The 24,859-nt window shown below is 72.3% G+C and carries 19 protein-coding genes; 7 read left to right on the top strand and 12 right to left on the bottom strand.

The window, feature by feature from the left end; translation table 11 throughout:
- Positions 1–49: 49 nt before the first annotated feature.
- The 5 genes from ACZ52R_RS37480 to ACZ52R_RS37500 form a co-directional block, all read right to left on the bottom strand.
- Positions 50–595, bottom strand: coding sequence for a hypothetical protein (locus tag ACZ52R_RS37480; RefSeq protein WP_465662101.1), 546 nt, complete (start codon positions 593–595; stop codon positions 50–52).
- Positions 596–673: 78 nt separating this feature from the next.
- The gene (locus tag ACZ52R_RS37485) at positions 674–1,057 is read right to left on the bottom strand and encodes a hypothetical protein (protein ID WP_465621988.1); all 384 of its coding nucleotides are present in this window, start codon (positions 1,055–1,057) and stop codon (positions 674–676) included.
- A gap of 315 nt (positions 1,058–1,372) precedes the next feature.
- Complete coding sequence (locus ACZ52R_RS37490) at positions 1,373–2,935, bottom strand: hypothetical protein (RefSeq protein WP_465755019.1); 1,563 nt, start codon at positions 2,933–2,935, stop codon at positions 1,373–1,375.
- Positions 2,936–3,013: 78 nt separating this feature from the next.
- Positions 3,014–3,877, bottom strand: coding sequence for a leucyl/phenylalanyl-tRNA--protein transferase (locus ACZ52R_RS37495; protein ID WP_465755020.1), 864 nt, complete (start codon positions 3,875–3,877; stop codon positions 3,014–3,016).
- A complete protein-coding gene (locus ACZ52R_RS37500) occupies positions 3,874–7,314 on the bottom strand; it encodes an amino acid adenylation domain-containing protein (protein ID WP_465755021.1) in 3,441 nt (1,146 codons plus the stop codon). Before ACZ52R_RS37500 ends, ACZ52R_RS37495 begins: the two co-directional genes overlap by 4 nt.
- Before the next feature lie 286 nt (positions 7,315–7,600).
- On the opposite strand from ACZ52R_RS37500, the gene ACZ52R_RS37505 reads away from it, so the two are divergent.
- Positions 7,601–10,780: a putative bifunctional diguanylate cyclase/phosphodiesterase gene (locus ACZ52R_RS37505; protein WP_465621996.1), complete on the top strand. Its 3,180-nt coding sequence runs from the start codon at positions 7,601–7,603 to the stop codon at positions 10,778–10,780.
- Here the strand turns inward: ACZ52R_RS37505 and ACZ52R_RS37510 are convergent.
- Together ACZ52R_RS37510 and ACZ52R_RS37515 are read right to left on the bottom strand one after the other, a co-directional pair.
- Positions 10,765–11,055: a helix-turn-helix domain-containing protein gene (locus ACZ52R_RS37510; RefSeq protein ID WP_465621998.1), complete on the bottom strand. Its 291-nt coding sequence runs from the start codon at positions 11,053–11,055 to the stop codon at positions 10,765–10,767. The genes ACZ52R_RS37505 and ACZ52R_RS37510 overlap by 16 nt on opposite strands.
- A 189-nt stretch (positions 11,056–11,244) precedes the next feature.
- The gene (locus ACZ52R_RS37515) at positions 11,245–11,556 is read right to left on the bottom strand and encodes an ArsR/SmtB family transcription factor (RefSeq protein ID WP_465622000.1); all 312 of its coding nucleotides are present in this window, start codon (positions 11,554–11,556) and stop codon (positions 11,245–11,247) included.
- Between the two features lie 127 nt (positions 11,557–11,683).
- On the opposite strand from ACZ52R_RS37515, the gene ACZ52R_RS37520 reads away from it, so the two are divergent.
- Both ACZ52R_RS37520 and ACZ52R_RS37525 read left to right on the top strand, forming a co-directional pair.
- Positions 11,684–13,252, top strand: a complete 1,569-nt coding sequence (locus ACZ52R_RS37520) for an MFS transporter (RefSeq protein ID WP_465622002.1) — start codon at positions 11,684–11,686, stop codon at positions 13,250–13,252.
- Between the two features lie 427 nt (positions 13,253–13,679).
- Positions 13,680–15,170 carry an FAD-dependent monooxygenase gene (locus tag ACZ52R_RS37525; RefSeq protein WP_465622004.1) on the top strand — a complete coding sequence of 497 codons (1,491 nt, stop codon included), beginning with the start codon at positions 13,680–13,682 and terminating at the stop codon, positions 15,168–15,170.
- Between the two features lie 100 nt (positions 15,171–15,270).
- On the opposite strand, the gene ACZ52R_RS37530 is transcribed toward ACZ52R_RS37525, so the two are convergent.
- From ACZ52R_RS37530 to ACZ52R_RS37545, 4 genes are all read right to left on the bottom strand, one after another.
- Positions 15,271–16,479: a cytochrome P450 gene (locus ACZ52R_RS37530; RefSeq protein ID WP_465622006.1), complete on the bottom strand. Its 1,209-nt coding sequence runs from the start codon at positions 16,477–16,479 to the stop codon at positions 15,271–15,273.
- A gap of 68 nt (positions 16,480–16,547) precedes the next feature.
- The gene (locus ACZ52R_RS37535) at positions 16,548–17,204 is read right to left on the bottom strand and encodes an HAD family hydrolase (RefSeq protein WP_465622009.1); all 657 of its coding nucleotides are present in this window, start codon (positions 17,202–17,204) and stop codon (positions 16,548–16,550) included.
- Between the two features lie 141 nt (positions 17,205–17,345).
- A complete protein-coding gene (locus ACZ52R_RS37540) occupies positions 17,346–18,362 on the bottom strand; it encodes a ScbA/BarX family gamma-butyrolactone biosynthesis protein (RefSeq protein ID WP_465755022.1) in 1,017 nt (338 codons plus the stop codon).
- Between the two features lie 248 nt (positions 18,363–18,610).
- A complete protein-coding gene (locus ACZ52R_RS37545) occupies positions 18,611–20,407 on the bottom strand; it encodes an alpha/beta fold hydrolase (protein WP_465755023.1) in 1,797 nt (598 codons plus the stop codon).
- Between the two features lie 292 nt (positions 20,408–20,699).
- Between ACZ52R_RS37545 and ACZ52R_RS37550 the strand changes: the two genes are divergently transcribed.
- The 3 genes from ACZ52R_RS37550 to ACZ52R_RS37560 all read left to right on the top strand — a co-directional run bounded on the left by ACZ52R_RS37550 (position 20,700) and on the right by ACZ52R_RS37560 (position 23,893).
- Positions 20,700–21,224: a peptidylprolyl isomerase gene (locus tag ACZ52R_RS37550; protein ID WP_465755024.1), complete on the top strand. Its 525-nt coding sequence runs from the start codon at positions 20,700–20,702 to the stop codon at positions 21,222–21,224.
- Between the two features lie 267 nt (positions 21,225–21,491).
- Positions 21,492–22,448 carry a phosphatidylinositol-specific phospholipase C gene (locus ACZ52R_RS37555; RefSeq protein ID WP_465755025.1) on the top strand — a complete coding sequence of 319 codons (957 nt, stop codon included), beginning with the start codon at positions 21,492–21,494 and terminating at the stop codon, positions 22,446–22,448.
- 206 nt (positions 22,449–22,654) lie between these two features.
- On the top strand, positions 22,655–23,893 hold the full coding sequence (locus tag ACZ52R_RS37560) for an alpha/beta hydrolase family protein (protein ID WP_465622019.1): 1,239 nt from the start codon (positions 22,655–22,657) through the stop codon (positions 23,891–23,893).
- 109 nt (positions 23,894–24,002) lie between these two features.
- Here ACZ52R_RS37560 and ACZ52R_RS37565 read toward each other — a convergent pair whose 3' ends face one another.
- Positions 24,003–24,341: a winged helix-turn-helix transcriptional regulator gene (locus ACZ52R_RS37565; RefSeq protein WP_465755026.1), complete on the bottom strand. Its 339-nt coding sequence runs from the start codon at positions 24,339–24,341 to the stop codon at positions 24,003–24,005.
- Between the two features lie 84 nt (positions 24,342–24,425).
- Between ACZ52R_RS37565 and ACZ52R_RS37570 the strand changes: the two genes are divergently transcribed.
- On the top strand, positions 24,426–24,824 hold the full coding sequence (locus tag ACZ52R_RS37570; protein ID WP_465662088.1) for a YybH family protein: 399 nt from the start codon (positions 24,426–24,428) through the stop codon (positions 24,822–24,824).
- The last annotated feature ends 35 nt before the right edge of the window (positions 24,825–24,859 follow it).

Raw genomic sequence — 24,859 nt, forward strand, 5'->3', positions numbered from 1 at the left:
CCCTTCGAACCCATCCGACTGCCGGTCGCCCCCGCAGGTGACCGGCGGGTCAGCGGGCCGGGTCCTCGAACTGCCGGATCTTGTCACCGGCGGAGAAGACCTGCCGCCCGCCGGCGTCGAGGGCCGTGAGGTCGGTGGCGGTACCCGGCTTCACCGCGTAGGCGAAGAACCCCCGCCCGCCGGGTGCGGCCGTGATGGCGACCGGCCGGGGTGCGCCCGCGCTGCTGTGGGCGAGGAGGCCCGCCACGCTGGGGTCGGCGGCGCCGTACACGAGCAGGACGCGGTCGTCCAGGCCGTCGACGGCGACGTTGACCGGAACGGTCTTCGAGACCGGCGGGTCGCAGCCGTGCCCGGTGGCTCGGTGGTCGACCGAGGCCTGGGTGCAGAGTTGCCCGTTCTCGGCCAGGAGGTCCACCTGCCAGGGGATACCGTCCACTTCCCCCTGGGCGATCACCGCGACCCGCGGTGCGTCCGTGCCGGGGAGGGTGGTGGCGGCCGCCGGGGCGGGGGCCGCGGGCGAGCCCGAGCCCGCGGGGCCGCAGGCGGCGAGCGCCGCGGCCAGGGAGAGCAGGATGACGGGGCGGGTCCGGCGCATGACCGTTCCTTCCGGTACCGGAGCGGAGGGCGGGGCCCGCGCCCGACGGCGCGGGCCCCTCGTGCTGGACGTCCTCGGTCAGTTCGTCGCGAACGCCTTCGAGCAGGGCGCCGAGCCGTTCCCGTACCACCGCAGGTAGTACGCCGTGCTGGTGTTGACCCCGATGCCGCGCGGGTCGACGTGGTCCCTGCCGTCCACGTCCCAGCTGTAGCTGGAGAACACCTTCTGGGAGCCGCTGGTCTTGACGAGCGAGACGTAGAAGTTGTGGGCGGAACCGCCCTCGCAGGCCCAGCCGCCGATGTGCACCAGGCCACCGCTGGGAACGAAGTCCGAGCTCGCGTGGTACGACCCCGCGCCCCAGGCCTGCCAGAAGTCGGTGGCCTGCGCCGAGCCGGTGGCGAGTCCGGCCGCCAGAACCGTGGTGGCCGCGATGGTGGCTGTGCTCAGGACCTTTCGGAACATGTGCGTTCTCCTGTCATCAGAGTGATTCACACGCCGGATTGGCAACCTCGCATGAGCTTCGAGCGCGACGGCCTCGACACCATCCGGCTTCGACACCATCCGGCCTCGACACGATCCGGCCCCGCCCTCGGAGGAAATCCTGCGCGGGCGACCACGACACCGAATTGTAGAAATGCGCATGACAGAAGAGGCTCGAGCGGCGGCCCCACCCCCCACCCACCGGCACCCCCTGGGGCCCGGCGCCCGGAGGGCGACAACGACAGCGGGCCCCTCGACCGGTGAACAGGTCGAGGGGCTCGTGGTGATGACGGTTGGTCAGCTCGCGCTGGGCTTCGGCGCCGGCAGGGTCGCCGAGCCGGCGATCAGCGGCCATTCGCGGTGGAACGGGGGCAGCGGCAGCTTGCCCTCGATGATCGGGGTGCCGAAGATCTTCAGATGGGCGGTCAGCGCGCCGTTCAGGTCGACGCCGCCGAGCAGCGACCAACTGCCCTGCGCCTGCGGCGGGTTGCCTGAGGAGACGGTCAGGGAGCCTTCGGCCTGGGCCTTCAGGTAGGGGGCGACCGTGGTCTCCACGCCGACGGTGTCGTACAGGCCGACACTGATCTCGGCGCCGAGCGCGGCCCGCACGCCGGCCTTGCCGTTGAGCCGCACGTGGACCGGGGTGACCTTGGTCTCGGCGTTGGTGACCGGGGTCCAGCCCTTGCCGCCGGTGTAGTCGGCGCGGACGGCCCAGGTGCCGGTCGCGTCCTGTTCCGCTTCCAGGTGCACCTGGCCGTCGGCGCTGACCTCCAGGTAGCAGGTCAGGCCGAGGTTGACGACCACAGGCAGGCCGGCGACGGTCAGTACGGGGCTGGCCTGCAGCTTGGCGAAGGGCACACGGATGGGCGCCGCACCGGTGTTGCGGATGACGTCGCCGGTGACCTTCCACTGGGCGTGGGCGCCCAGGTCGAAGCCGATCGACGCGGTGCGCGGGCTGCCTGCGGCGGCGCCGTGGTAGGCGAAGTGGACGGCCGGGTGGAGCTGGAGCGAGCCGGAGGCGTCCAGGCTGGCACCTTCGGGCAGCGGCACAGGGGCCTTGAGGTTCACTTCCAGGGTGCCGGAGGCGTCGGCCTGCACGCCGTTGAGGTCGGCGCCGACGGTCGCCTTGAGGTCCTTGACCAGCGGGGTCACCGTGATGCCGTGCGGGTCGACGGGCACACTGCCGTCGGCCTCGGTGCCGCCGAGGAGTTCGGCGAGGGTGGCGGGGCGGGTGGCCAGGTTGAGGGTGTTGCCCGCGCCGGGGTGGACGGCGGTGACGGCGACCAGCGCGCCCTGCGGCGCGGCGGCGGTGGGCGGGCTGGCGATCAGCTGGCCGGGCTGGACGGCGGCCGCAACGGGAGCGGCTGACGGGGCGGCAGCGGTCGACGGGGCAGCGGGAGACGGCGCGGCGGGAGACGGGACAGCGGCAGCGCTCGGGGAGGCCGCGCCCGTCGGGGCCGGACCGGCGGCCGCCGCCAGGACGGCCGTGCCGCCCGCCGGGTCGTACGCGGTCAGCTGCAGGCTCTTCGTCGCCGCCGTGACCGCGGCGCCGTCCTTGCCGGGGCTGCCGATCGCGGCTTGCCGGTCTCCGGCGGGTGCGGCGGTGACGGCCGCCTGGCCGGCGGTCGGTCGGCTGGTGGCGGGCGGGGCCGCCTTGGCGCGCGGGGCGCCGCCTGCGGGCGCGGCCGCGGCCGGGCTGCCCCCGGCGGCGGTCGGACTCGCGTCGGCGACGGTGGCGGCCGCCGGGGCGGCGCCGGTCTGGGAGGTTCCGGGGCTGGTCGGCCCGCACGCGGCGGCCCCGGCGAGGATGACGGTGAGGACGGCGGGGCCCGCGGCCCTGCCTATGGAGCTCTTGAACACGCGGCGTCATGTTACTGACGAGGAATAAGTTTGTCGAAGGCAGGCCAAACGGACGACCAACGCCGGGTGAACCAGTGGTCACCCTAGGCGTGCCGCTCGTCCTGCCGCCGGCCCCGTCGCTCGCCCTGCCCCCGGCCCTGTCGCTCGTCCCGCCACCGGCCGCGCCCCCAGCCGTGCCACCGGCCGCGCCTCGCCGGGCAGTGGGCCCGCCGCGTCGCCCCCGGCGGCCAGCTCCGCGAGGTAGCGCGAGCGCGCCATCGGCTCCGCCCCCAGGCTGCGCACGTGCGGTCCGTCCCACTGCGCGTCGAGCAGCCGCCCGCCGGCCGCACCGAACCGCGCGCCGAGGTCGGCGACGGCGACCCGGGCGGCGTCCGGGCGGCGGTGGAACATCGAGTCGAGGCTCAGCACCGGCCCGACCACCACCCCGAACACCCCGCCGATCAGCTCCTCCCCCTCCCACACCTCCGCGCTGTGTGCCGCCCCGAGCGCGTGCAGCTGTGCCATCATCGACGCCAACTCATCGGTGAGCCACACCGGTTGACGCCCATCGGCGCAGGCCGCCAGCACCTGCCCGAAGGCCCGGTCCGCGCTCGTCCACCACGCCGACCGGTTGCGCAGTCGCCGGGCCAGCCGGCTCCCGAGCCGTACGCCGTCGGCCGCGATCACCGGCCGGGGGTCGGGCGACCACCACGCCAGCGCGTACGGGTCCTCCGCGCCCGGCAGCAGCGGCAGCTCCCCCGCTTCGACGGCGTCCCCGTACACCGCCTCGTTGTACGCGCTCGCGTACATGTCCGCGGCCGGCAGCGGGAACAGTCCGCGCCGGTACGCCGCCAGCAGCTCCCGCGGCCCGAGTGCGCCGCCGAACGCCACCGGGCCGTCGCCCGGGGCGAGTCGGAGGTCCAGCGCGTCGAAGGTGGCGGCGGCGTCGGGGCGGCCGCTCATCGCGCCTCCCCCAGATATCCTTCCGCCTCCAGCTCCGCCAGGTAGTGGTCGATCAATTCATCGCCCACCGGCGGTAGTTCGATGCCGCTCCCGACCAGCGCCGCGTCCGTGTTCGCCCGGTCGAACAGGGGGAACGTCGGCCGGAAGTACATCTCGCTGATCGACAGCTCCGACCCGGGCGCGCGATCCACGAACAGGGGGACGAACGGCGCGATCGGATGGGTCGGGTTCCCGGCCGCGAACCGGACCAGGCCCTGCACCCATTCCCCGTAGGGCAGTTGGACGATCCGGTGGCCGCGCGCCCGCAGCCGGTCGGCGAGGTCGGCGAGGACGCCCGGCTGCGGCGAGGTGAGGTGGTAGACCTCTCCGTCGGCGGGCGCGTGGGCGGCGATGTGGGCGATGGCGTGGGTGAAACGGTCGGCCGGGACGAAGTCGAGCAGCAGCTCGACGTCCGGGCATGTCCCGCTGTCCGCCAGGTACTTGATCAGCGCGCAAAGTTCGGTACCGGTGTTCATCACGCCGTTGGTCAGGTCCCCGGTGACGTCGTTGGTGCGCAGCACGGTGACCGGCAGCCCGACCTCGGCCGCGTTGTGCAGCAGCTGCTCGGCCACCCATTTGCTCTCGACGTAGCCGACGCCGATCCGTTCGGGGTGGGCGAGCTGGGTCCGCTCGGTGACCTTGCCGACGCCCGCCGCTCCGAAGCCGGCCAGGACGGCGAGGGTGGAGAGGTAGTGCACGGGGATGCCCCGACTGTGCCCGGCGAGCCGGACGATCTCGCGGGTGCCGCCGACGTTGGAGTCGCGCAGCTGGCGGTACGGGTAGAGGAAGTTGACCTGCCCGCCGAGGTGGTGGATCGCGTCCAGGTTGCCCGCCATCCAGTGGAACCGACGTTCTGTGAGCCCTATTCGGTCCTTGGTGAGGTCGCCCACCAGCGGCACCACCCGGCTGTCGGCGAGGTCGTGCCGCAGGAAGCGCTGCTGGGTGGCCCGCAGCCGTTCCAGGGCGTGCTCCTCGTCGGGCGCCCGAACCAGGCAGTGGATCCGGGCCCGGGTGGTGGCGAGCAGCGCGTGCAGCAGGTGCGCGCCGCAGAAGCCGGTGGCGCCGGTGAGCAGGATCTCGGCGGGTTCAGCGCGGGAGGGCGCGGGGCTCCAGGACTGGCCGACGGGGTCGGTGAGCCGGGCCTCCGCGAACCAGTCGACCGGTGCTTCCCTGGCGCTCGGGCCGCCTCCGCCCGGTTCCGTGTGCGCGCCGCCGCCCACGCCACCGCCGCCCCTACGCGCCTCCTGCAGCGCCGCCGCGAAGGGCCGCAGCTCGGGCTCGCGCAGCAGCGCGCGGGTGAGCGTCCGCACCCGGCCGACGTCGACGCCGAACATGATCCGGGCGCGCGCCAGCATCTCCATCGCCAGCAGCGAGGTGCCGCCGAGTGCGAAGAAGTCGTCGTCGGGGCCGACGGTCTCGACGCCGAGCAGCTCCGCCCAGAGGTGCCCGACCGCCTCCTCGATCGGATAGCCCTCGCCACCGCCCGCGTCCGCCGCCTTGGGCGCCGTCCGTACCGGGGCGTCCGGCAGCCGGCGCCGGTCGATCTTGCCGGCCGCCGTGAGCGGCATCGCCTCCAGCGGCACGAACTCGGCCGGCACCAGGTACTCCGGCAGCCGCTCGGCCAGGAACGCCCGGATCCCCGCGGCGCCGTCCACCGCCCCGGCCGCGAGCGTGTAGTAGGCGGTGAGGGCCCGGCTGCCGTCCGCCGCCGTCCCGCCGGCCGAGACCCGGGCCTGCCGGACGTCCGGATGCGCGGCCAGCACCGCCTCGATCTCCGCCGGGTCCACCCGGTGGCCGCGCACCTTCATCTGGTCGTCGAAGCGCCCGAGGATCTCCAGCTGGCCGTCCGCCCGCCACCGTCCGGCGTCGCCGGTGCGGTACATCCGCTCGCCGGGCAGCGGCGCGTACGGGTCGGGCAGGAACGTTTCGGCGGTGAGCCCGGGGCTGCGCCAGTAGCCCCGGGCGAGACCGGGCCCGCCGAGGTGGATGTGTCCCTTCTCGCCGGGCCGGACCGGGCGCAGCCGCGAGTCCAGCACGTGCACCCGCACGCCCGGCAGCGGCCGCCCGATCGGCACCGGCGCGGCCGGGGCCCCGCCCGTGCCCGCGCCGTCCAGCAGCTCCGCCGTGACCTCGCAGAGCATCGAGGTGACGGCCGCCTCGGTGACCCCGTACGCGTTGAGCAGCCGCGTGCCCGGCAGCCGCTCCAGGCAGCCTCGGCAGTCGGCGGCGTGCACGACGTCCCCGCCGACCACCACCAGGCGCAGCCTTTCCGGGCCGCCTCCGCCGGACGGGAGCAGGTCGAGCACGTGGTGCCAGTAGGCGGGGGTGAAGTCGGCGACGGCCAGGCCGAGCCCGGGCAGCCGGCCGACCAGCTCGGTGGGCGCCCAGGTGCCGCCCCCACTGCCGCCGCCCAGGACGACCGTCGCGCCCGCGAGCAGCGCGCCCAGCACCTGCTCGAGCGCGGTGTCGGAGCCCAGTGCGGCCAGCTGAAGGACGCGCTCGCCGGGCGCGAGCCGGTATGCGTGGACGATCCGGTCGAGGGTGAACACCAGCGCACGGTGGGTGACCGGGACGCCCTTGGGGCGGCCGGTCGTGCCGGAGGTGTAGATCAGGTACGCGAGGTCGTCCGGTACGACGCCGTCGCCGAGCCGGGCTTGCCCGACCTCGGTCCCGGTCCTGGTGCCGGTGCCGGTGCCGGTCCCGCTGAAGTCGTCGGGCCGGGGCTGCCCGGGCCCGGCGCCGCCCTTCGACGGGGACGGGGCCGAGGCCGGGGCGTCCCCCACGCCGCCGCCGTCCGCCCGCACCGCCGTCACCCCCGGAAACTCGTGACCGTCGGTGATCACCACCCGGGCCCCGCTGTCCTCCACCAGCCGCGCCAGCCGCCGCGGCGGATGCGCCGGGTCCAGCGGCAGGAAGGCCCCGCCCGCCTTGAGCACGCCCAGCCAGGCGGTCACCAGCCCGGCCCCGCGTTCCAGGCAGATCGGCACCACCTGCTCCGGCCCCGTTCCGTACGCCCGCAGCTCGGAGGCCAGCCGGTCGCTGCGCAGGTCGAGTTCGCGGTAACTCAGCGTGGTGCCCTCGGCGATGACGGCGAGCGCCTGCGGGTCGTGCGCCGCCCGCGTGCGGAACAGCCCGTGCACCGTGTCGGCGAACCCGGCCGGGGCCCGCCGGACGCCCTCGGAACCCGCGAACCCCAGCTCCGCCGGCCGCCACTCCCGCTCCACCCAGGCCCGGCAGTCGGCCCGCTCGGCCGGGCCGTACACCTGCCGCCACCCGCCGGGAACGGTCAAGTCCCCCGGCCAGACCGCGTACTGACCGTTGTCGTTGCGGACCACGGCGTGACGTCCGGAACTCGCATCCGTTCGTACGCCCTGTGCGCTGTCTGCTGCGTCATCCACCGGCTTGACCTCGTGCTGTGGCGGCAGAATGCTTGGGGGTGCGACATTTCCGACTATACGCACTCACGGCACATTGAGTAACGTCCGGTCGCCCACCGACCGGACGCCGCGCACGTGCGCGAAGAAGCGCCGGTCCGAGCACGAGTACGCGCCCGGTCCCGACCGCCGACACGCGCCCAGTCCCCAGCCCTCGGACGCCCGGTGACACCCGGACCGCCCGGGCCCCGCCCTCGCCCGAACTCCCCCGCCCGACCGGCGGGGCGATGTCGCGGAGGAGGTAGCCTCGTTGACACGCCGGCGACAACGCCTGATGGCCTGTTACCTGCTCTGGATGGTGCTGTTCACCGGCATCTACTACACCAACCCGGGCCAACGGATCATCTGGTGGACGGGCATCGGCCTCGGCGGCGTCGCCGCCATCGTGGTCGGCATCCGCCTCAACCACCCCGCGCACGCGCGCTTCTGGTACCTGCTGGCGCTCGCCAACCTGAGCTTCACCGCAGGCGAAGTGGTGCAGGCGGTCCAGCTGGACATCCTGCACCTGCCCAACCCGTTCCCCTCCGTCGCGGACGGCTTCTACCTCGCCGAGTTCGTGCTGTACGCGGCCGGCGTGCTCGGCTTCATCCGCTGGCGCACCGCCCGTCAGGACCGCGCCGGACTGCTTGACGCGCTGATCCCCACCATCGGCCTGGCCCTGCTCTCCTGGATCTACCTGATCCTCCCGTACACCCACAGCCCCGACCTGACCTGGTTCCAGCGGGCCGTCTCGATGGCCTACCCGCTCGGCGACGTGGTCGTCCTCGCCCTGCTGCTGCGCCTGCTGACCCCGCGCGGCGGCAACTCCCGCTCGCTGCAGCTGCTCGCCGTCGGCACCGTCGGCCTGCTCGTCTCCGACGTGCTGTACGGGCTGATCCAGCTGCACGGCACCTGGCGCATCGGCACGCCCGTCGAACTCGGCTGGGCCGCCTTCTACACCGCCTGGGGCGCGGCCGCCCTGCACCCGTCGATGGTCGAGCTGACCAGACCCGTCCCCACCCAGCAACCGGACCTCAGTGCCGCCCGGCTCGTCCTGCTCACCCTCACCTCGCTGATCGCCCCGGCGATCCTGATCATCGAATCGCTGAACGGGAACACCGGCAACGCGGGCGTGATCGGCGCCTTCTCCGCGCTCCTCTACCTGCTCGTACTCGCCCGGCTCGCGGTGGTCGTCTCCGCCCGCAGACAGGCCATCGCCCGCGAACGGGCGCTGCGCGAGGCGGGCGCCCGGCTGACCGCGGCCGTCACCGTGGTGGAGGCCGCGGACGCCGTCCAGTCCGCGGCCTCCACCCTGATGCCCGCCGAACCCGGGCACGTCGCCCTGCTCGCCGTCGCCGAGGCCGGCGTGCTGCACGTCCGGCACGCCGAACACGACGCGGCCGAGCATCGGCTGGGAACCGCCTCCGACTCCGACCAGGTGCTGGCCCTCGCCGCCTACCGCGAGAGCCGACTGCTGCCCGTCGAGTCCGTCGACCTGCCCGGCCACGAGCTGACCGGGCACCTCGACAGCCTGACGTACGCCCTGATCTGCCCGCTCACCCTCGCCGAACGCCCCTCCGGCGACCCGCTGATCGGCGCCCTCATCGTCACCGGCACCGAGCAGGAACTGGCCAGCCTCTGGAGCTCACTGGAGATCCTCGCCGCGCAGGCCGCCCTCGCCGTCGAACGGGTCGTACTGAGCCAGGAGGTCAACCGCCGCAACAGCGAGCTGTACTTCCGCACGCTCGTCCAGAACGCCAGCGACGTCATCCTGATCCTCGACGCCGACGACGGCGTGCGCTACGCCTCCCCCTCCGCCGAGTCCGTGCTCGGCAACCCCGCACTGGAAGGCACCCTGCTCATCGACCTCGTCCCGCCCGAGGACAGCCGGGACGTCAGCAAGGCGCTCGCCCGGATGCGCGGCTCGACACCCCCGCCCCGCGGCGAGCAGCCCCGCGAACAGTCCAGGGAACAGCTGCGCGAGCACTGGCGGCTGCTGCGCCAGGACCGCACCCCGATCGAGGCCGAGGTCCGCTTCAACGACCTGCGCGCCGACCCGACCGTCGGCGCCCTGGTGCTCACCCTGCGCGACGTCACCGAGCAGCGGCAGATGGAGCGCGAGCTGACCCACCGGGCCTTCCACGACTCCCTCACCGGCCTTGCCAACCGGGTGCTGTTCCAGGACCGGGTCGGGCACGCGCTGTCCCGCGGCGAGCGCAGCGGGTCCGTCACCGGGGTGCTCTTCATCGACCTGGACGACTTCAAGGTGGTCAACGACACCCAGGGTCACGCGGTCGGCGACGAGCTGCTGGTCGCCGTCTCCCTCCGGATCTCCACCACGCTGCGCTCCTCCGACACAGCCGCCCGGCTCGGCGGCGACGAGTTCGCGGTGCTGGTGGAGGACGCGATGCGGACCTCGGACGTGGACACCATCGCGGCCGGCGTGCTGGAGGTCTTCACCGAGCCGTTCAAGCTCAAGGCGGGCGCGGTCCGGGTGAACGCCAGCATCGGCGTGGCGACCACCGAGGACAGCGTCGACGCCGCCGAACTGCTCACCCACGCCGACCTCGCGCTCTACTCCGCCAAGGCGGCCGGCCGCCGCCAGTGGTGCCACTACCGGCCGGCCCTGCAGGCCGGGCTGGTGGAACGGCACGAGATGAACGAGCACCTCGACTCCGCGATCGCGGAATCGGCGTTCCAGCTGTACTACCAGCCGATCGTCGACCTGCGCACCGGCGACCTGGTCGCCTTCGAAGCCCTGGTCCGCTGGCCGCACGACCGGCGCGGCATGGTCCTGCCCGACGAATTCATCGCCCTCGCCGAGGAGAGCGGCCAGATCGTCCCGCTCGGCGCCTGGGTCCTCGAACGCGCCACCCAGGAGGCCGCCGCCTGGCACGCCGCCAGCTCCACCGCCCGCACCACCGCCGGCCGCCTCCCGCTCCGGGTCAACGTCAACGTCTCCGCCCGCCAGTTCCGCGACGCCGGCTTCGTCGACGTGGTCCGCCACGCCATCGCCACCTCCGGCATCGACCCGCACACCCTCGTCCTGGAACTCACCGAATCCGTCCTGATGCGCCGCGACGACCGCATCCACGCCGACATGGCCATCCTCTCCGGACTCGGCGTCGGCATCGCCATCGACGACTTCGGCACCGGCTACTCCTCGCTCTCCTACCTGCGGGAGTTCCCGATCTCCCTACTCAAGATCGACAAATCCTTCATCGACGGCCTCGGCCACTCCCACCAGCAGTACGCCCTGGTCGAGGGCATCGCCCGCATCGCCGACACCCTCGGTGTCCAGGTCATCGCCGAGGGCATCGAACACCCCGAACAGCGCGACCTCCTCGCCGCCATGGGCTGCCCCCTCGGCCAGGGCTACCTCTTCGCCCACCCCATGGACTCCCCCCACGCCCGCTCCCTCGTCCGCAACACCACCTACGAACCGGCGTGAGGGGCCCGCGTGAGGGGAAGGCTCGTCGGGAGGCCCGCCCGGTGATCCTCGTGCAGCGCCCTCGACAGCACCGTCAGCAGCGCGAGCGTCGGCATCGCGTGTCCGGCCTCGATCGCGCGCAGGTGGGTCTCGGGCAGACCGGAGCGGGTGGCGAGGTCGGCGAGGGTGAGGCCGAGGGCGGCACGGCGGTCCCGGACGGCGCGGGCCAGGGTTGCGGCGGGATCGCCGTCGGGATGGGCGGGGAAGTCCTCGATCAGGGGGCGCGCGTGGTCCACCGGGGTCTCCTCATCGTCCTGTGAGGGCGCACAGTTTGACACACCGTCACCAGCCGGAAAGGCCAAGGGGCGGTCAAGGTTCCTTGACCGCCCCTTGGTTCCGGACGCCCGCCCGGAGAGCTCAGGGGTTCGCGCGGCTCAGGGGTTCGCGCGGCTCAAAGATTTGCGCGGCTCAGGGATTTGCGCGGCTCAGGGATTTGCGCGGATCAGGTCGAGCAGTCCGGGGAAGCGCTTGTCCAGGTCCTCGCGGCGGAGGGTGGCCGCGCGACTGTTGCCGCGGTCGACCTGACGGACCAGGCCGGCCTCGCGCAGGACGCGGAAGTGGTGGGTGATCGTGGACTTGGAGACCGGAAGGTTGAAGGAGGCGCAGGTGCGTGCCGCCCCCTCGGCTTCCTGCAACAGGGCGGAGATCACCCCGTAGCGCAGCGGATCGGCGAGTGCGTTCAGGACCATCCGCAGATCCATCTCCTCGGTCGAGGGGTGGCCTTCCGGGTCGGGCATCGGATCCTCCTTCCTCAGACATCCTCAGGTATGGGTTGCATCGTACCTCGCCCGCATGGCACCGTAAGGTTCGAAAAATTCCTTACCTGGCCGTTCCGCGGTCGGGCCGAGCCTGGAGTTGTGCCCCATGAGTACGCAGACCACGTCGTCTGCCACGCCGCCGGTGGTAACGGAAGCGCAGCAGCCCGGCCGAACGCTGACACTGGCCGCGGTTCTCCTCGCAGTGTTCGTCGTGCCCATGTCCATCTCCGGCACGGCGGTCGCCCTCCCCGACATCGGCACCAGCACCCACGCCGACCTCGCCCCGCTCCAGTGGGTGGTGAACGCCTTCAACGTCGCGTTCGCCTGCTTCACCCTGGTCTGGGGCTCGATCGCCGATGTCATCGGCCGGGTCAAGGCCTTCGCCGCCGGTGTCGCCGTCTACGCCGTCGCCTCGCTCGCCAGCGCCGTCGCCACCGACGTCATCTGGCTGGACGCCGCCCGCGCCCTCACCGGCATCGGCGGCGCCGCGATCTTCTCCTGCGGAGCGGCGATCGTCTCCACCGTCTTCGACGGCCCGGCCCGCGCCAAGGCCTTCGCCATGTTCGGCACCATCGCCGGCATCGGCGTCGCCATCGGACCCTCCCTCGCCGGCGTACTGGTCCAGGGCCTCGGCTGGCGCTGGGTGTTCGCCGTCCACGCCGTCGCCCTCGCCGTCGTCCTGCTCGCAGTGCCCGCGATCTCCCGCGCCATGCCCTCCGACAGCGGCAGCGGCGGACGGATCGACGTCCCCGGCAGCGCACTGTTCGTCGTCGCCATGGTGCTGCTCACCACCGCCATCGTGCAGGGCTCCCAGTGGGGTTGGGGCAGCGTCGGAGTGATCGGCCTGTTCGTCGGCGCGGTCGTCGTGCTGGCCGTCTTCGCGGCCGTCGAGAACCGCAGCGCGCACCCCATGCTGGACCTGAGCGTGCTGCGCAACCGCCGCTTCGTCGGCCTGTGCCTGGTGCCGGTCGCCGCCTCCTTCGGCTTCGTCACCATGCTCACCTACCTGCCGAGCTACCTGACCGCCGTCACCGGCCGCAACACCGGCGCCGCCGGCGTGCTGATGCTGCTGCTCACCGCCCCCGTGCTGGTCTTCCCGATGCTCGCCGTCAAGCTCGTCACCCGCGGCGTCTCGGCGCTCACCCTGATCTACGTCAGCCTGGTCTGCCTGGTCGTCGGCGACATCGCCCTCACCCTGCTCTCCCCCTCCGTCACCGTCCTGGTGCTCGCGGCCCCGATGCTGATCACCGGCGCCGGCATGGGCCTGTCGGCCGGCCTGGTCGACGGCCAGGCACTGGAACTGGTCGACCCCGCCAAGGCGGGCATGGCGGCCGGCTTCCTCAACACCCTGCGCCTGGGCAGCGAGGCCGTCGCCGTCGCGGTGTACGGCTCCGCGCTGGCCACCGTGCTCGGCACCCGCATCACCGACGGCATCGGCGCGCACGAGGGCGCCTCGCAGGCCGACAAGGTCGCCGACCAGGCAGCCGGCGGCGACCTCTCGGGAGCGGCCGACCTGTCCGGCGCCACCGACCACAAGGGCTTCGTGGACTTCCTCGCCAGCGCCTACGACTACGCCTTCCACTCCGTCCTGTGGGGCCTCGCGGCCGTCGGCGTGGTGCTGATCGTCGTGATCGCGGCCATGCTGCGCGGCGGCGGGCAGAAGGCTCAGGCCTGACGGTCCGGCTCTGACGGGACGGGCCTGACGGTCCGGGCCTGACAGCCCCCGATGACCACGGCCGTGAGGCCGTTCCGAGACGCGGGAGGGCGGCTACCCCCGGGCCGCCCTCCCGCACCATCTCCCCGAGACCGGGCCCGGCGCCGACACCCCCGAACGGCGCCGGGCCCTCACCCATGCGCCGACCACCATGAGCTCCGCGCATGCGCGCGGCCATGAGCGGAGCTCATGCAGTTCGCCCATGAACGCCACTCATGTACGCGGCCCATGAGCACCGCTCATGCACCTGGGCCCATGAGCGTCACTCATGTCGCCTTGCCCATGAACGCCACTCATGTGGACCCGCTTATGAACTCCGGTCATGCCGCCCACCCATGAGCGCCGCTCATGTCCGCGCCTACCCCACCCGGAAAGGACCTCCGCACCCATGGATCCCGCCACCACTTCCCGTGCCCAAGTCGTCGTCATCGGGGGCGGCCCCGTGGGCATGCTCGTCGCCGCCGAGCTGGGCCATCACGGCATCTCCACCGTCGTTCTGGAGACGAACCCGGAGACCGTCGACCAGCCCAAGGCCGGCACCCTGCACGCCCGTACCGTCCAGGGCCTGGCCCGCCGCGGCCACCTGCGCGCCCACCAGGCCACCGACACCGGCCTCGCCCGTCCGAACGCCGACGCCTTCCACTTCGCGGGCTTGCCCGGCCTGGTCATCACCGCCCCCGGCACCGAGCCCGCGCCGATCTACGGCCGCTCCCAGGCCGACCTGGAGCGGGACTTCGAGGCCCGGGCCCGCGCCCGCGGCGTCACCGTCCTGCGCGGCCACACCGTGACCGACCTCGTCCAGGGCCCGGCCACCGTCGAGGTCGTCGCCGAGGGCCCGGACGGCGTACGGCAGCTGACCGCCGAGTACGTCGTGGCCGCGGACGGCGCCCGCAGCACCGTGCGCGACCTGCTCGGCTTCGCGAGCGAGACCCACCCGGCGACCGTCTCCGCCCTGCTCGGCCTGGTCCGCCTCAGCGACCCCCACCGGGTGCCCTCCGGCTGGAACCGCACCCCGCGCGGCTGGACGATCGCGGGCGTGAACCCGTACGGGCACAGCCGCTTCTTCACCATCGACTTCCGTGGCCCGCACCGCGACCGCCACGCCCCGCTCACCCTAGGCGAGCTGCGATCCGAGGCCGAGCGCATCCTCGGCCACGCGGTGCCGATGACCGACCCGGTGTTCTTCTCCAAGTTCAACGACTTCTCCCGCGTGGTGTGCGACTACCGCAAGGGCCGGGTCTTCCTGGCCGGCGACGCCGCCCACGTGCACTTCCCGGTCGGCGGCCAGGGCCTCAACCTCGGCCTGCAGGACGCGCTCAACCTCACCTGGAAGCTCGCCCACACCCTGGCCGGCACGGCGGGCAAGGACCTGTTGGACACCTACAGCGCCGAGCGCCGCCCGGTCGCCCGCCGGGTGGTCGACAACACCCGCGCCCAACTCGCCCTGATGCGGCCCGATCCGGGCCTGGACCCGCTGCGCGACCTGGTCTCCGAACTGCTCGGCGTCGAGGGTGCCAACACCCACCTCGGCAACATGATCAGCGCCCAGGACACCGTCTACCCGGCGCGCATCTCGGACGGCTCCCCCTGGGAGGGACACTTCCTTCCCAACCTCCCCCTCACCACCGAGGACGGCCCCACCGACGTCATCCGTCTACTGCTGGACGGACGCCCGGTGCTGCTCCTGCTCGGCGCCGACGAGGAGGCGCACCGCAAGCAGGCCGAGGGCTGGTCGCACCTGCTGCGCGTGGTCCGGGCCGAGGGCAACCGCAAGCTGCCGTGGGACGCCGTCCTGGTCCGCCCGGACGGCTACGTGGCCTGGGCGTCCGACGGCGGTCCGCTGGCCGGCACGCTGCGCGAGTGGTTCGGCGAGCCGTAGCGGACGCCGGCCCGACCGGCCATGCCCGAAGGGCGGGTACGGCTTCCCGTACCCGCCCTTTCACGCACCTACCGGACCGCCACCGCGACTACCGGCGCGGCTACCACCGCACCGGCAGCGAGGTCGGCCGCCGCAGCACCGTGCCGATGTCCCACGGCACGTCCGCCGGCTCGACGGCCAGTGCCAGCGTCGGGAACTCCTGCGCCAGGCGGGTCAGCACGGACACGATCTCCATCCGGGCCAGCGCCGCGCCCATGCAGTGGTGCATCCCGTACCCGAACTGCAGGTGCCGCTTGGCCGGTTGGCGGTCGGGGTCGATCACCAGCGGGTCCGGGAACACCTCCGGGTCGCGGTTGGCGGCGAAGGCGTCCGGGTAGACGACGCTGCCCTCGGGCACCAGGCCGACGCTGGTCTCCAGGTCCCGGCCCGCGATGCGCGGGAAGGCGGAGATGGTGCCGAGCGGGATGAGCCGGATCAGTTCCTCGGCCAGCCGCGGCGCGATCTCCGGTTCCTCGGCGAGCCGGCGCCACAGCGCCGGGGCGGCCAGCAGGGTGTAGAGCGACTTGGTGAGCACGGACACGATGTTCTGGTCCGCGCCGAGCAGGGAGCCGAAGAAGATGCCGGTCAACTCGGCGTCGTCCATGGCGGGTTCGACGCGGTCGCGGTTGGCCCGGAACTGCTCGATCAGGCCGCCGGGCAGCACCGGCCGGGCGCCGGTGACCAGGTCCTGGACGTAGCCGTAGACCTGGTAGAAGTGCTGGACGAGGTCGGGCACGTTCTCGTGGGAGGCGATCTGCACCACCCGCGAGGACGGCCGGAAGTAGTCGACGTCGTCCAGCGGCACGCCGAGGAAGTGGCAGTTGACGGTGATCGGCACGCGGTCGATCAGGTCGCTGAACAGGTCCGGGGATTCGGCCGTGCGCAGCCGCGCGATCCCCTCCTCGATCACCCGGTCGAGCACCGGGCGCAGCCGCTCCACGCCGGTCGCGCTGTAGTCGGCGGCGACGAAGCCGCGCACCCGGGCGTGGTGCGGGGCGTCCAGGTTGAGCAGCAGTTCCTTCGGCATCACGGTGGGCAGGAAGCTCGGCCCGCCGTCGACGTTGGTCTCGGTGCGGCCGGAGGCCGGGTCGGTGAGCAGCTTGTGGACGTCGGCGTAGCGGGTGAGGTGGACGGCGGAGTGGCCGCTGGGCAGCTCGATCAGCGGCACGCCGTTTGGTCCGGGCTCGGTCAGCGGGGTGAAGGCCGGGACGGGGTCCAGGTGCGGGATGTCCGTGACGGTGGCGGTCGCGGACGGGACGACGGTGGTCATGCGTTCTCCGGTGGGAGGTGGGGGTGAGGGAGCGCGGCCGAGGACAGCCGAGGACAGCCGATGAGCGGTCAGGTGAGCGCGGGCAGTCCGATCAAGCCGGTCAACTCCCGTACGGCCTGGGCACTGTTGCGGAAGTGCACCGCGCGCCAGCCGCAGCGGCGGGCGGCGACGCAGTTCTCGGGGAGGTCGTCGATCAGCACGCACTCCTCGGGCGTCACCCCCGCCTGCTGCTCGGCGAGGCGGAAGATCTCCGGGTCGGGCTTGCGGAACCCGACCTTGCAGGAGTCGACCACGCAGTCGACCTCCCCGGCGGGCGCCACGATGGCCTGCCAGTACGGCTCCCACTCCACGACGTTGTTGCTGAGGATGCCGACCCGGAAGCCGTTCTCCTTGGCGTGCCGCACGGTCGCGGTCATCACCGGGTTGGCGTTGACCCCCTCGAACCACTGCTCGCCGAAGCGCTCGAAGCGGGCGCGGGTCAGGTCGATGCCGGGGTTCTCGTCCCGCAGGACGCGGACCATGGCGTCGCCCCACTCGGCCTCGGTGAGCATGGCGAGTTCGATGGGCGCGAGCGGTTCGACGCCGAGCTCGCCGGCGACGGTGCCGAGGGCGGTCTTCAGCTGGCGCGGGGTGATGCCGGTGCGGGTGTGGTACGAGTCGAAGAGGTCGTCCAGCGGCGGCGAGAGCACACCGCCGAAGTCGAACCAGATCATGGGCTTGGACATGGCGGTGTCTCCTTGCGGTGCCGTGACGTGGCGGCGCCGTGACATGGCACAGTGACGTGGCGCCGCGACTCGGGCTGTTCGGGCTGTTCGGCTTTTTCGCGCTGCTCAGGCTTCTCGGGCTGCTCAGGTTTTTCGCGCTGCTCAGGCACTGGCCGCGGCATAGGCGAAACTATTCTCCAGAGCACCCGTGATCGGGCTGGTACGGGCGAGGTGCACCCGGGCGCGGGCGATCTGCTCGTCCTCCTGCACCATGCTGATCTCGAACGCGACAGTGTCCGCCGCCGGCGACTCCACGACCCGCACGACACAGTCGGTCGGCAGCTCGAACTCGCCGAAGCGGGTGAAGTCCGTCTCCACCCGGGAGAGCAGCAGGCTGCGCGACGAGAGTCCGAACAGCTCCTGCGCCGCATACATCGCGGACTGGCGGAAGCCCTCGAAGATCAGCGCGCCCGGGATGTGGTCCAGCGGGTGGTCGAACAGCGCCGGGTTGCCCTGGTCCACGACGACCTGGGCGCGCAGCTCGTGGCCCCCCAGCTCGACCCCGGCCAGCACGACGTTCTGCCCCGAGGCGCGGCCGACGGAGATCGACGGCACCCGGCGCCCGGTGTGGTGCGGCCGGGCCGGGGCCAGGGTGAGGGCGGCGCGGCCCTTGTCACGCATCCGGTCCCAGGCGGCACCCGGCATCCACTGGCACACGGTGCGCATGGTGGCGGCCTCGTCGCCGTCCACCGAGAGGACCAGGTCGAGGGTGCTGCCGGTGACGACGCCGTCCCGGCGCTTCAGGTCGACCTGGTGGGCCCGGATCTCGGCCTGGCCGGGGCGGGCCCCGATCCGCAGAGCCTCCGGGTCGGTGATGTTGAGTTCCCCGCTGACGAAGATGAACTTGTTGTCCAGCGGCGCGTCCAGGAAGGTGTGCGCGGCGTAGATGGACGCCTGGCGGAAGACCTCGACCAGCAGCAGCGGGTCGTAGGCGGCGGGCGCGGTGACGTTGTCGCTGTAGTAGCTGTGCACCCGCGGCAGCTGCGCGGCGATGAGGTACTCGCCCTCGGCGACCCGGGCGGAGTCGGTGAGGAAGACCTCACAGATGGCGGCCCGGTGGACGGTGGCACGCGGGACGGTGTTCGAGTAAGTGAGAGTACCGTCCAGGATTGCGGACATGACTGAGCTTCCCCCTCTGGGCTCTTGCATGTAGGTACCCCTCCGATCGGAGGTGCGAGCGTGATCGTACCTCTGTTCGCGGCGAGGTTACTGTGGCGTAGGCCACGTGAAAGCGAACAGGTGTGTTAAAAGTTCGCGTGGACCTTGTTGCGGGGATTGCCCAGGTCAGCGGCCGATCCAGGACGGCGACCAGGAGAACGCCAACGGCCCGCCGCAGGTTGGCGACGGGCCGCTGACGGAACAACGGGTCAGCCGAGCGGCAGCTCCAGGCTCGCCTCGCTGCCGGTCTGCGAGCTGATCGTGGTGGTGCTGCCGTCCACGCTCGCGAAGGAGTACAGCTGGTCACGGCTGTTCACGACCAGGGCGAGGCGGTGCCCGGCCGGCAGGTCGTAGGCGGCCGGCTGCAGCTCCCAGCTGACGGCACTGTTGACGTTCGGGGTCAGGTCCGCCGCCGTGTACGGTTCGTGGGTGATGATCCGCGCGGTGCCGTCCGGCGCGACGTCGTACAGGTAGGCCACCAGCGTGGTGGCGTCAGCCGTGCTGCGCATGGTGAGCTTCACGGTGGCGGCGCCGCGGATCCGCCGCGCCACCTCGCCCTGGCCGGTGAGCGGGTCGGTCGACCAGACCAGCAGCTGCGCGCGGTCGAACTTGGCGACGTCGTAGACCTTGGGATTGCCGAACCACTCCTGCTGCCCGGTCGCCATGAGGGCGTTCACCGCGGTGGCCTCGGTCAGGTTCCCGGCGGTGAAGTCCCGCGACCACCCGGCGGTCGGCTTGTCGGACAGCGCGCCGTCGCCCGCACCACCCGTGCCGGTGAGATACCAGGACTCGCTGCCGGTGGTGACGTCCTCCCAGGCCCCGTGCGGCTCGCGGCGCGCCGGGACGGTGATCAGCTTGGTGCCGCCGGGGATGACGATGGTCCGGTAGGTGAACATGGTCTGGTTGTTCACCGCCGTCCAGCTCGGCACGTCGTTGTCCGCGCCGAGCAGGTGGCGGTCCAGCCACTCGTAGGCCTCCCGCATCGGCACCGCCAGACCGGGGAACGGCAGGCCGCCGACCAGACCGGCCAGCCCCGGGCCCTCGGGGGCGCCGTGGTCGCCGATCCACAGGTTGAGGCGCTTCGGGACGGTCAGCCGGGTGAACGTGTCGATCACCGAGGCGACCGGGAACAGCGTCTCGTGCCAGGTGTTCGAGACGAAGGTCGGAATGTCGCGCTCGTTGGTGATGTCCAGGTAGGCCTCCGGGGAACGCTCGGTGCCCCAGGCGACCACGCCCTCCAGGTTCTGCCCGCTGAGGAAGTCCTTGAGGAGTTGCTGGGTGGCCTCGTCGAACTTCTCCTCCAGCGCGCCGCCGGTGAAGCCGATCAGCGCCTGGACGGCCGAGAGGTGCCGGGTGTCGTTGTGGAACAGGCTGGTGGCCAGGTTGCCCCAGGTGCTCAGCGCGACGACGGCGTCGACCCGGTCGGCCGGGTCGTGCGCGGCGACCAGCTGGCTGATCCCGGAGCCGTAGGACTCGCCGAGGAAGCCGATCCGGGAGGGGGTGAAGTGCTCCTGCGCGTAGTCGATCACGGCCGAGCCGTCGGCCCAGTCGTTCGGCCCGGCCACGTCGATGAAGCCCTCGGAAGTGGACAGCCACCCCGCGATGCCGATGCCGCGCGGCGAGTAGGCCAGCACGTGGTAGCCGCGCCGCGCCAGCGTGAGGTACGCGTAGAGGAACGGCAGCCAGCCGTACGGGTTCCAGCCGGCGGGCACGATCACGACGGGGTGCGGGTTGCCGTCGTTCAGCTTGATGCTGAGCGCCGACAGACGGACGCCGTCGGGCGCCGTGATGCGGGGCAGCTCGACCGTGGCGGCCTGCCGGATACCGGCCACCAACTCGGAGAGCTCCGACGGGAGTTCGCCGACGGGCTCCCCCCGGAGGGCCGCCAGCAGCGCCTGGGCCACTTCGACGACGGACGGGTTGACGGTGAGACCGGCGCCCCAGATGCCGTTGGTGGCGATGTCAGTGAGTGTCGCGTCGGTGATCGACGGGGTCTGGTCGGTCATGCGGAACCACCCTCTCGTGAACGGATACCGAAGCGCTTCTTGGCCACAAGGGACGTATCCAAACTGATGGCATGGCAGCTTCGCCCGAACGAATGAGCCGCAGAGACCCTCACCCACGGACCTCCCCGGCCTGTGGTAGTCGCCGCCTCCGAGGCCATGCCATCCGCATGCCTCATCCGCTGCCGCGACACTCGCGGTCACTCGTGCGAGTGAGATGCCGTGCCGTCGCCCCGAGTCGTCCGCCCGGTCGGAAGACTGGCCCGCGCCAGTAGGACCGACCGAAGGATGTGCCATGGCAGAAGAGCTGTACGCGACGCTGAAGACCAACCAGGGCGACATCGTGATCCGGCTCCTGCCGCATCACGCCCCCAAGACCGTCCGGAACTTCGTGGAGCTCGCCAAGGGCGACCGGGAGTGGATCAACCCGGAGACGGGGCAGAGGACGACCGACAGGCTGTACGACGGCACGGTCTTCCACCGGGTCATCGAGGGCTTCATGATCCAGGGCGGCGACCCCCTGGGCAACGGGACCGGCGGGCCCGGCTACAAGTTCGCGGACGAGTTCCACCCGGACCTGGCGTTCACCAAGCCGTACCTGGTGGCGATGGCCAACGCCGGGCCGGGCACCAACGGGTCCCAGTTCTTCATCACCGTCACGCCGACCACCTGGCTCACCGGCAAGCACACCATCTTCGGCGAGGTCGCCGACGAGGCCGGCCGGAAGGTCGTCGACGGCATCGCCGCGGCGGAAACCGGCCGCAACGACCGCCCGGTGAAGGACGTGGTCATCGAGTCGGTCGCCATCGAGACCCGCTGACCGGCGGAGGCCCACCACCGCCCGGAGTGGGAGGTCGACCCCGCCGACTTCCCACTCCCACCGCCGACGGCTGATCGGCGACCGGCTGCGCGAGCGTGAACCCGGCCCACTGCCCCGGGGAGACACTCCTGCCTCAGCACATCACCGGGTCGGTAGTCGTGACTCATGGGCGGGCCCCTCGTACAGTGGACCCGCCGACGCCGAGGCCGCGTTCGGAGCAGCGACAGCGCACGTCCCAGCCGATCCGAAGGCCGAAGGAGCCACGCCATGGGCATCGCACGTCGTGATCTTCTCAAGTGGGGCGCGGGAGTCGGCGGGGCAGCCGCCCTGGGAGGCGGCCTCGTCCTGCCGTCCACCACCTGGGCCGCCGCGCGGACCACTCCACGCGGACTGCCGACCGACAACTGGATGAGCCGCCTGGACGGAAACGCCTCCCTGCTCGGCCTCACCATCCCCGGCACCCACGATTCGTGCTGCGAGAACCCCGGCTACGGCACCGAGTGGTCGCACACCCAGAACTGGGGCATCCCACAGCAGTTGCAGGAAGGCGTTCGCTTCCTCGACATCCGCTGCAACGGCCTGCAGGGCGCGCCCGACGAACTCGGGATCTACCACTCCGACAACTACCAGCACATCCGGCTGCAGGACGTCCTCGACCAGTGCCGGTCCTTCCTGCAGGCACACTCCGGCGAGACCATCGTGATGCGCCTCAGGAACGAGCGGGCGGGCGGACAGGCCCTCGGCGACGACGAGTTCATGCGACGGGTCAACTACTACTTCAACGAGTTCGGCTTCCGGAGCCTGTTCCACCTCTACGGCTGGCCGACGCTCGGCACCGCGCGCGGAAAGGTCGTCCTGCTCGCCGACTTCGCCAACCCCTGGGGTCTGATCGACTGGTCCAGCGGCCAGAACGAGTACCTCGACACCCAGGACGTCTGGGAGATCGGCGGCAGCGACCCGCTGGGCAAGAAGGGCCAGTACATCGTCACCCAGTTCGACAAGGCGTTCCTCAACCCGAACTACTCGAAGATGTTCGTCAACTTCCTGAGCTACGCCGGTGGTTACTGGCCCAAGAGCAGCTCGCAGAGCCTCATGGACCGCACCGTCTACCCGTACCTGAACTCCCGCACCCAGCAGCGCGCCCGGTTCGGCATCGTGCCGATGGACTTCCCGGACTTCCACGTCAACGTGCTGCAGATGCTGATCGACAAGAACTTCGTCTGACCGGGACAGGCACACGGTGAACACCGAGCCCGAGCCCGAGCCCACGCCCGGCGCACCGGCGCACCGGCGCACCGGCGCACCGCCAGGCTGTCGCTTTCCGCTCCGCATCAGCCCAAGGACGTAAACCCGTGGGCCAATGCCCGGTGACGGAGGATCAATCGGCGGGCTGATGCTGCCCGCCCGCCCCGCGTGACAGCGTTCAGCGCATGGACACCACGCCGTTCGCAAGCCGTACCGGACTGACGCGCCGCCGCATGATGGGCACCGCCCTGGCCGTGGGCACCGCCGTGCCGCTCGGCCTCGCCGGCGCCGCCTGGGGCGCCCCGGCCTCCTCCGGCGGTCCGGCCACGCCCACCGGGTCCGCCCCCGCCCGACTCACCCTTCCCGCGCCCACCGGCCCGTGCCTCGTGGGCATGGTGCCGCTCCACCTGCGTGACACCTCCCGCCCGGACCCGATCGCCGGCCCCGGCCGGTACCGCGAGCTGATGGCCACCGTCTGGTACCCGGCCCGGAGCGCCGACACCCACGCGTACCCGCTCGCCCCCTGGATGACCGACGGCGCCCTGCGCGCCTTCCTCGACGACGCCGGCTACCCGCTCGACCCCTCCGTCGCCCCGCTCACCGCCGGCCACCAGGGCGCGCCCGTCCACCGGACCGGCCACCGGCTGCCCGTCGTCGTCTTCTCGCACGGCTCCGGCAGCCACCGCGCCGACCACACGGTCATCTGCCAGGAGCTCGCCAGCCACGGCTACGCCGTCGTCACCGTCGACCACACCCACGACGCGTTCACCGAGTTCCCCGACGGCACCGTCTCCACCCCGTCGGACCTCGTCCCGATGGCCCCGAAGGACTACGCCGCCGACGTCCGCTTCCTCCTCGACCGCGTCGACGACCTCGCCGCCGGCCGCAACCCCGACGTCGACGGTCGCACCCTTCCGGTCGGCCTGCTCGGCGGCCTCGACCCTTACGCCGTCGGCGCGTTCGGCTGGTCCAAGGGCGGCACCGCCACCGCCCTCGCCATGGCCGCCGACCAGCGCATCCGCGCCGGACTCTCCCTCGACGGGCCGATGATCGCCAACCCCGCCCCCACCACCGACCTCGACCGGCCGTTCATGATGATGACCGCCGTCTGGGCCCGGGCCACCAACCCCGCCGCCGAAACCTTCTGGACCCACCTGCGCGGCTGGCGGCTCGACATCCAGGCCACGGGCGCCATCCACGCCTCGTACGGCGACAACATGACGCTGATCCCCCAGGCGGGGAAGCTGCTCGGCATGACCGAACAGCAGATCCAGTCCCAGGTCGGCACCCTGGACCCCGACCGGGGCATCCGCATCCAGCAGGCCTACCCGCTCGCCTTCTTCGACCTCCACCTGCGCCACCGAGGCCGCCAACTGCTCGACGGGCCCTCGCCGGCCTTCCCGGAGGTCACCTACCACCCGTAGGCCGCAAGCCCGGACGGGAGGGGTCCAGGTGGGAGGAGCCCGGGGCGAAGGTCCGGGTGGGAGGGGCCCGGGTGGGAGGGCGGCCGCCACGGGGGTGCGGCCGCCCCTCTCACCGGCTGCCCGCCAGCCGCTCACCCGTGCGGTACAGCTCCACCAGCAACGGGCGCAGCGCCTCCCCCGCCGGCGTCAGCCGGTACGAGGTCCGCACCGGAAAACCGGTCAGCCGCTCCCGCACCACCAACTCCCTTTCCCCCAGGGCCTGCAGCCGCTCCGCGAGCACCTTCGAGCTGATCTCCGGCAGCCGCGCCCGCAACTCCCCGTACGAGGCGGGGCCGTGCATCAACTCCCGCAGCACCAGGGTCGTCCACCGGCCCGCCACCGCCGCGAGCGCCACCTCCACCGGGCAGTCCGTCTCCGGTCGCACCGTACGGCCGCGCTCGCCGGGCACCAACTCCGCGTCCCAGCTCCGGCTTTCGGCGCGCGCGTCGCTTCCCGTTTGGTGACCTACGGCACGCCCGTCTTCACTGCTCACATGACTCACCCCACCAGCCTCCCCGCGAGCACCGACCCGGCACAACACCCGGCAGCCTTCGCCGCCGCGTTCAACTCCGGCGACCCGGGCCTCCTCGCCCAGGTCTACGAGCCCGGCGCCGTCTTCGTCCCCTCCCCCGGAGCCGCCGTCACCGGATCCGAACTCCACGGCGCCAGCGCCGAGTTCCTCGCTCTCGGCCTGCCCATCACCGTCCGCCCCCGGCACACCTACGTCGCCGACGACATCGCCCTCCTCATCGTCGACTGGGAGATCACCGGCACCGCCCCGGACGGCACCCCCGTCCACCTCACCGGCACCGCCACCGACGTCGCCCGCCGCGACCCGGCCGGCCACTGGCGCTACGTGATCGACAACCCCTTCGGCACAGCGAGGCCTTGAGAGGCGAGGCCTTGAACGGCGCGGCTTTGAGAGGC

It is taken from the genome of Kitasatospora sp. NPDC034023 (genome assembly GCF_055575795.1).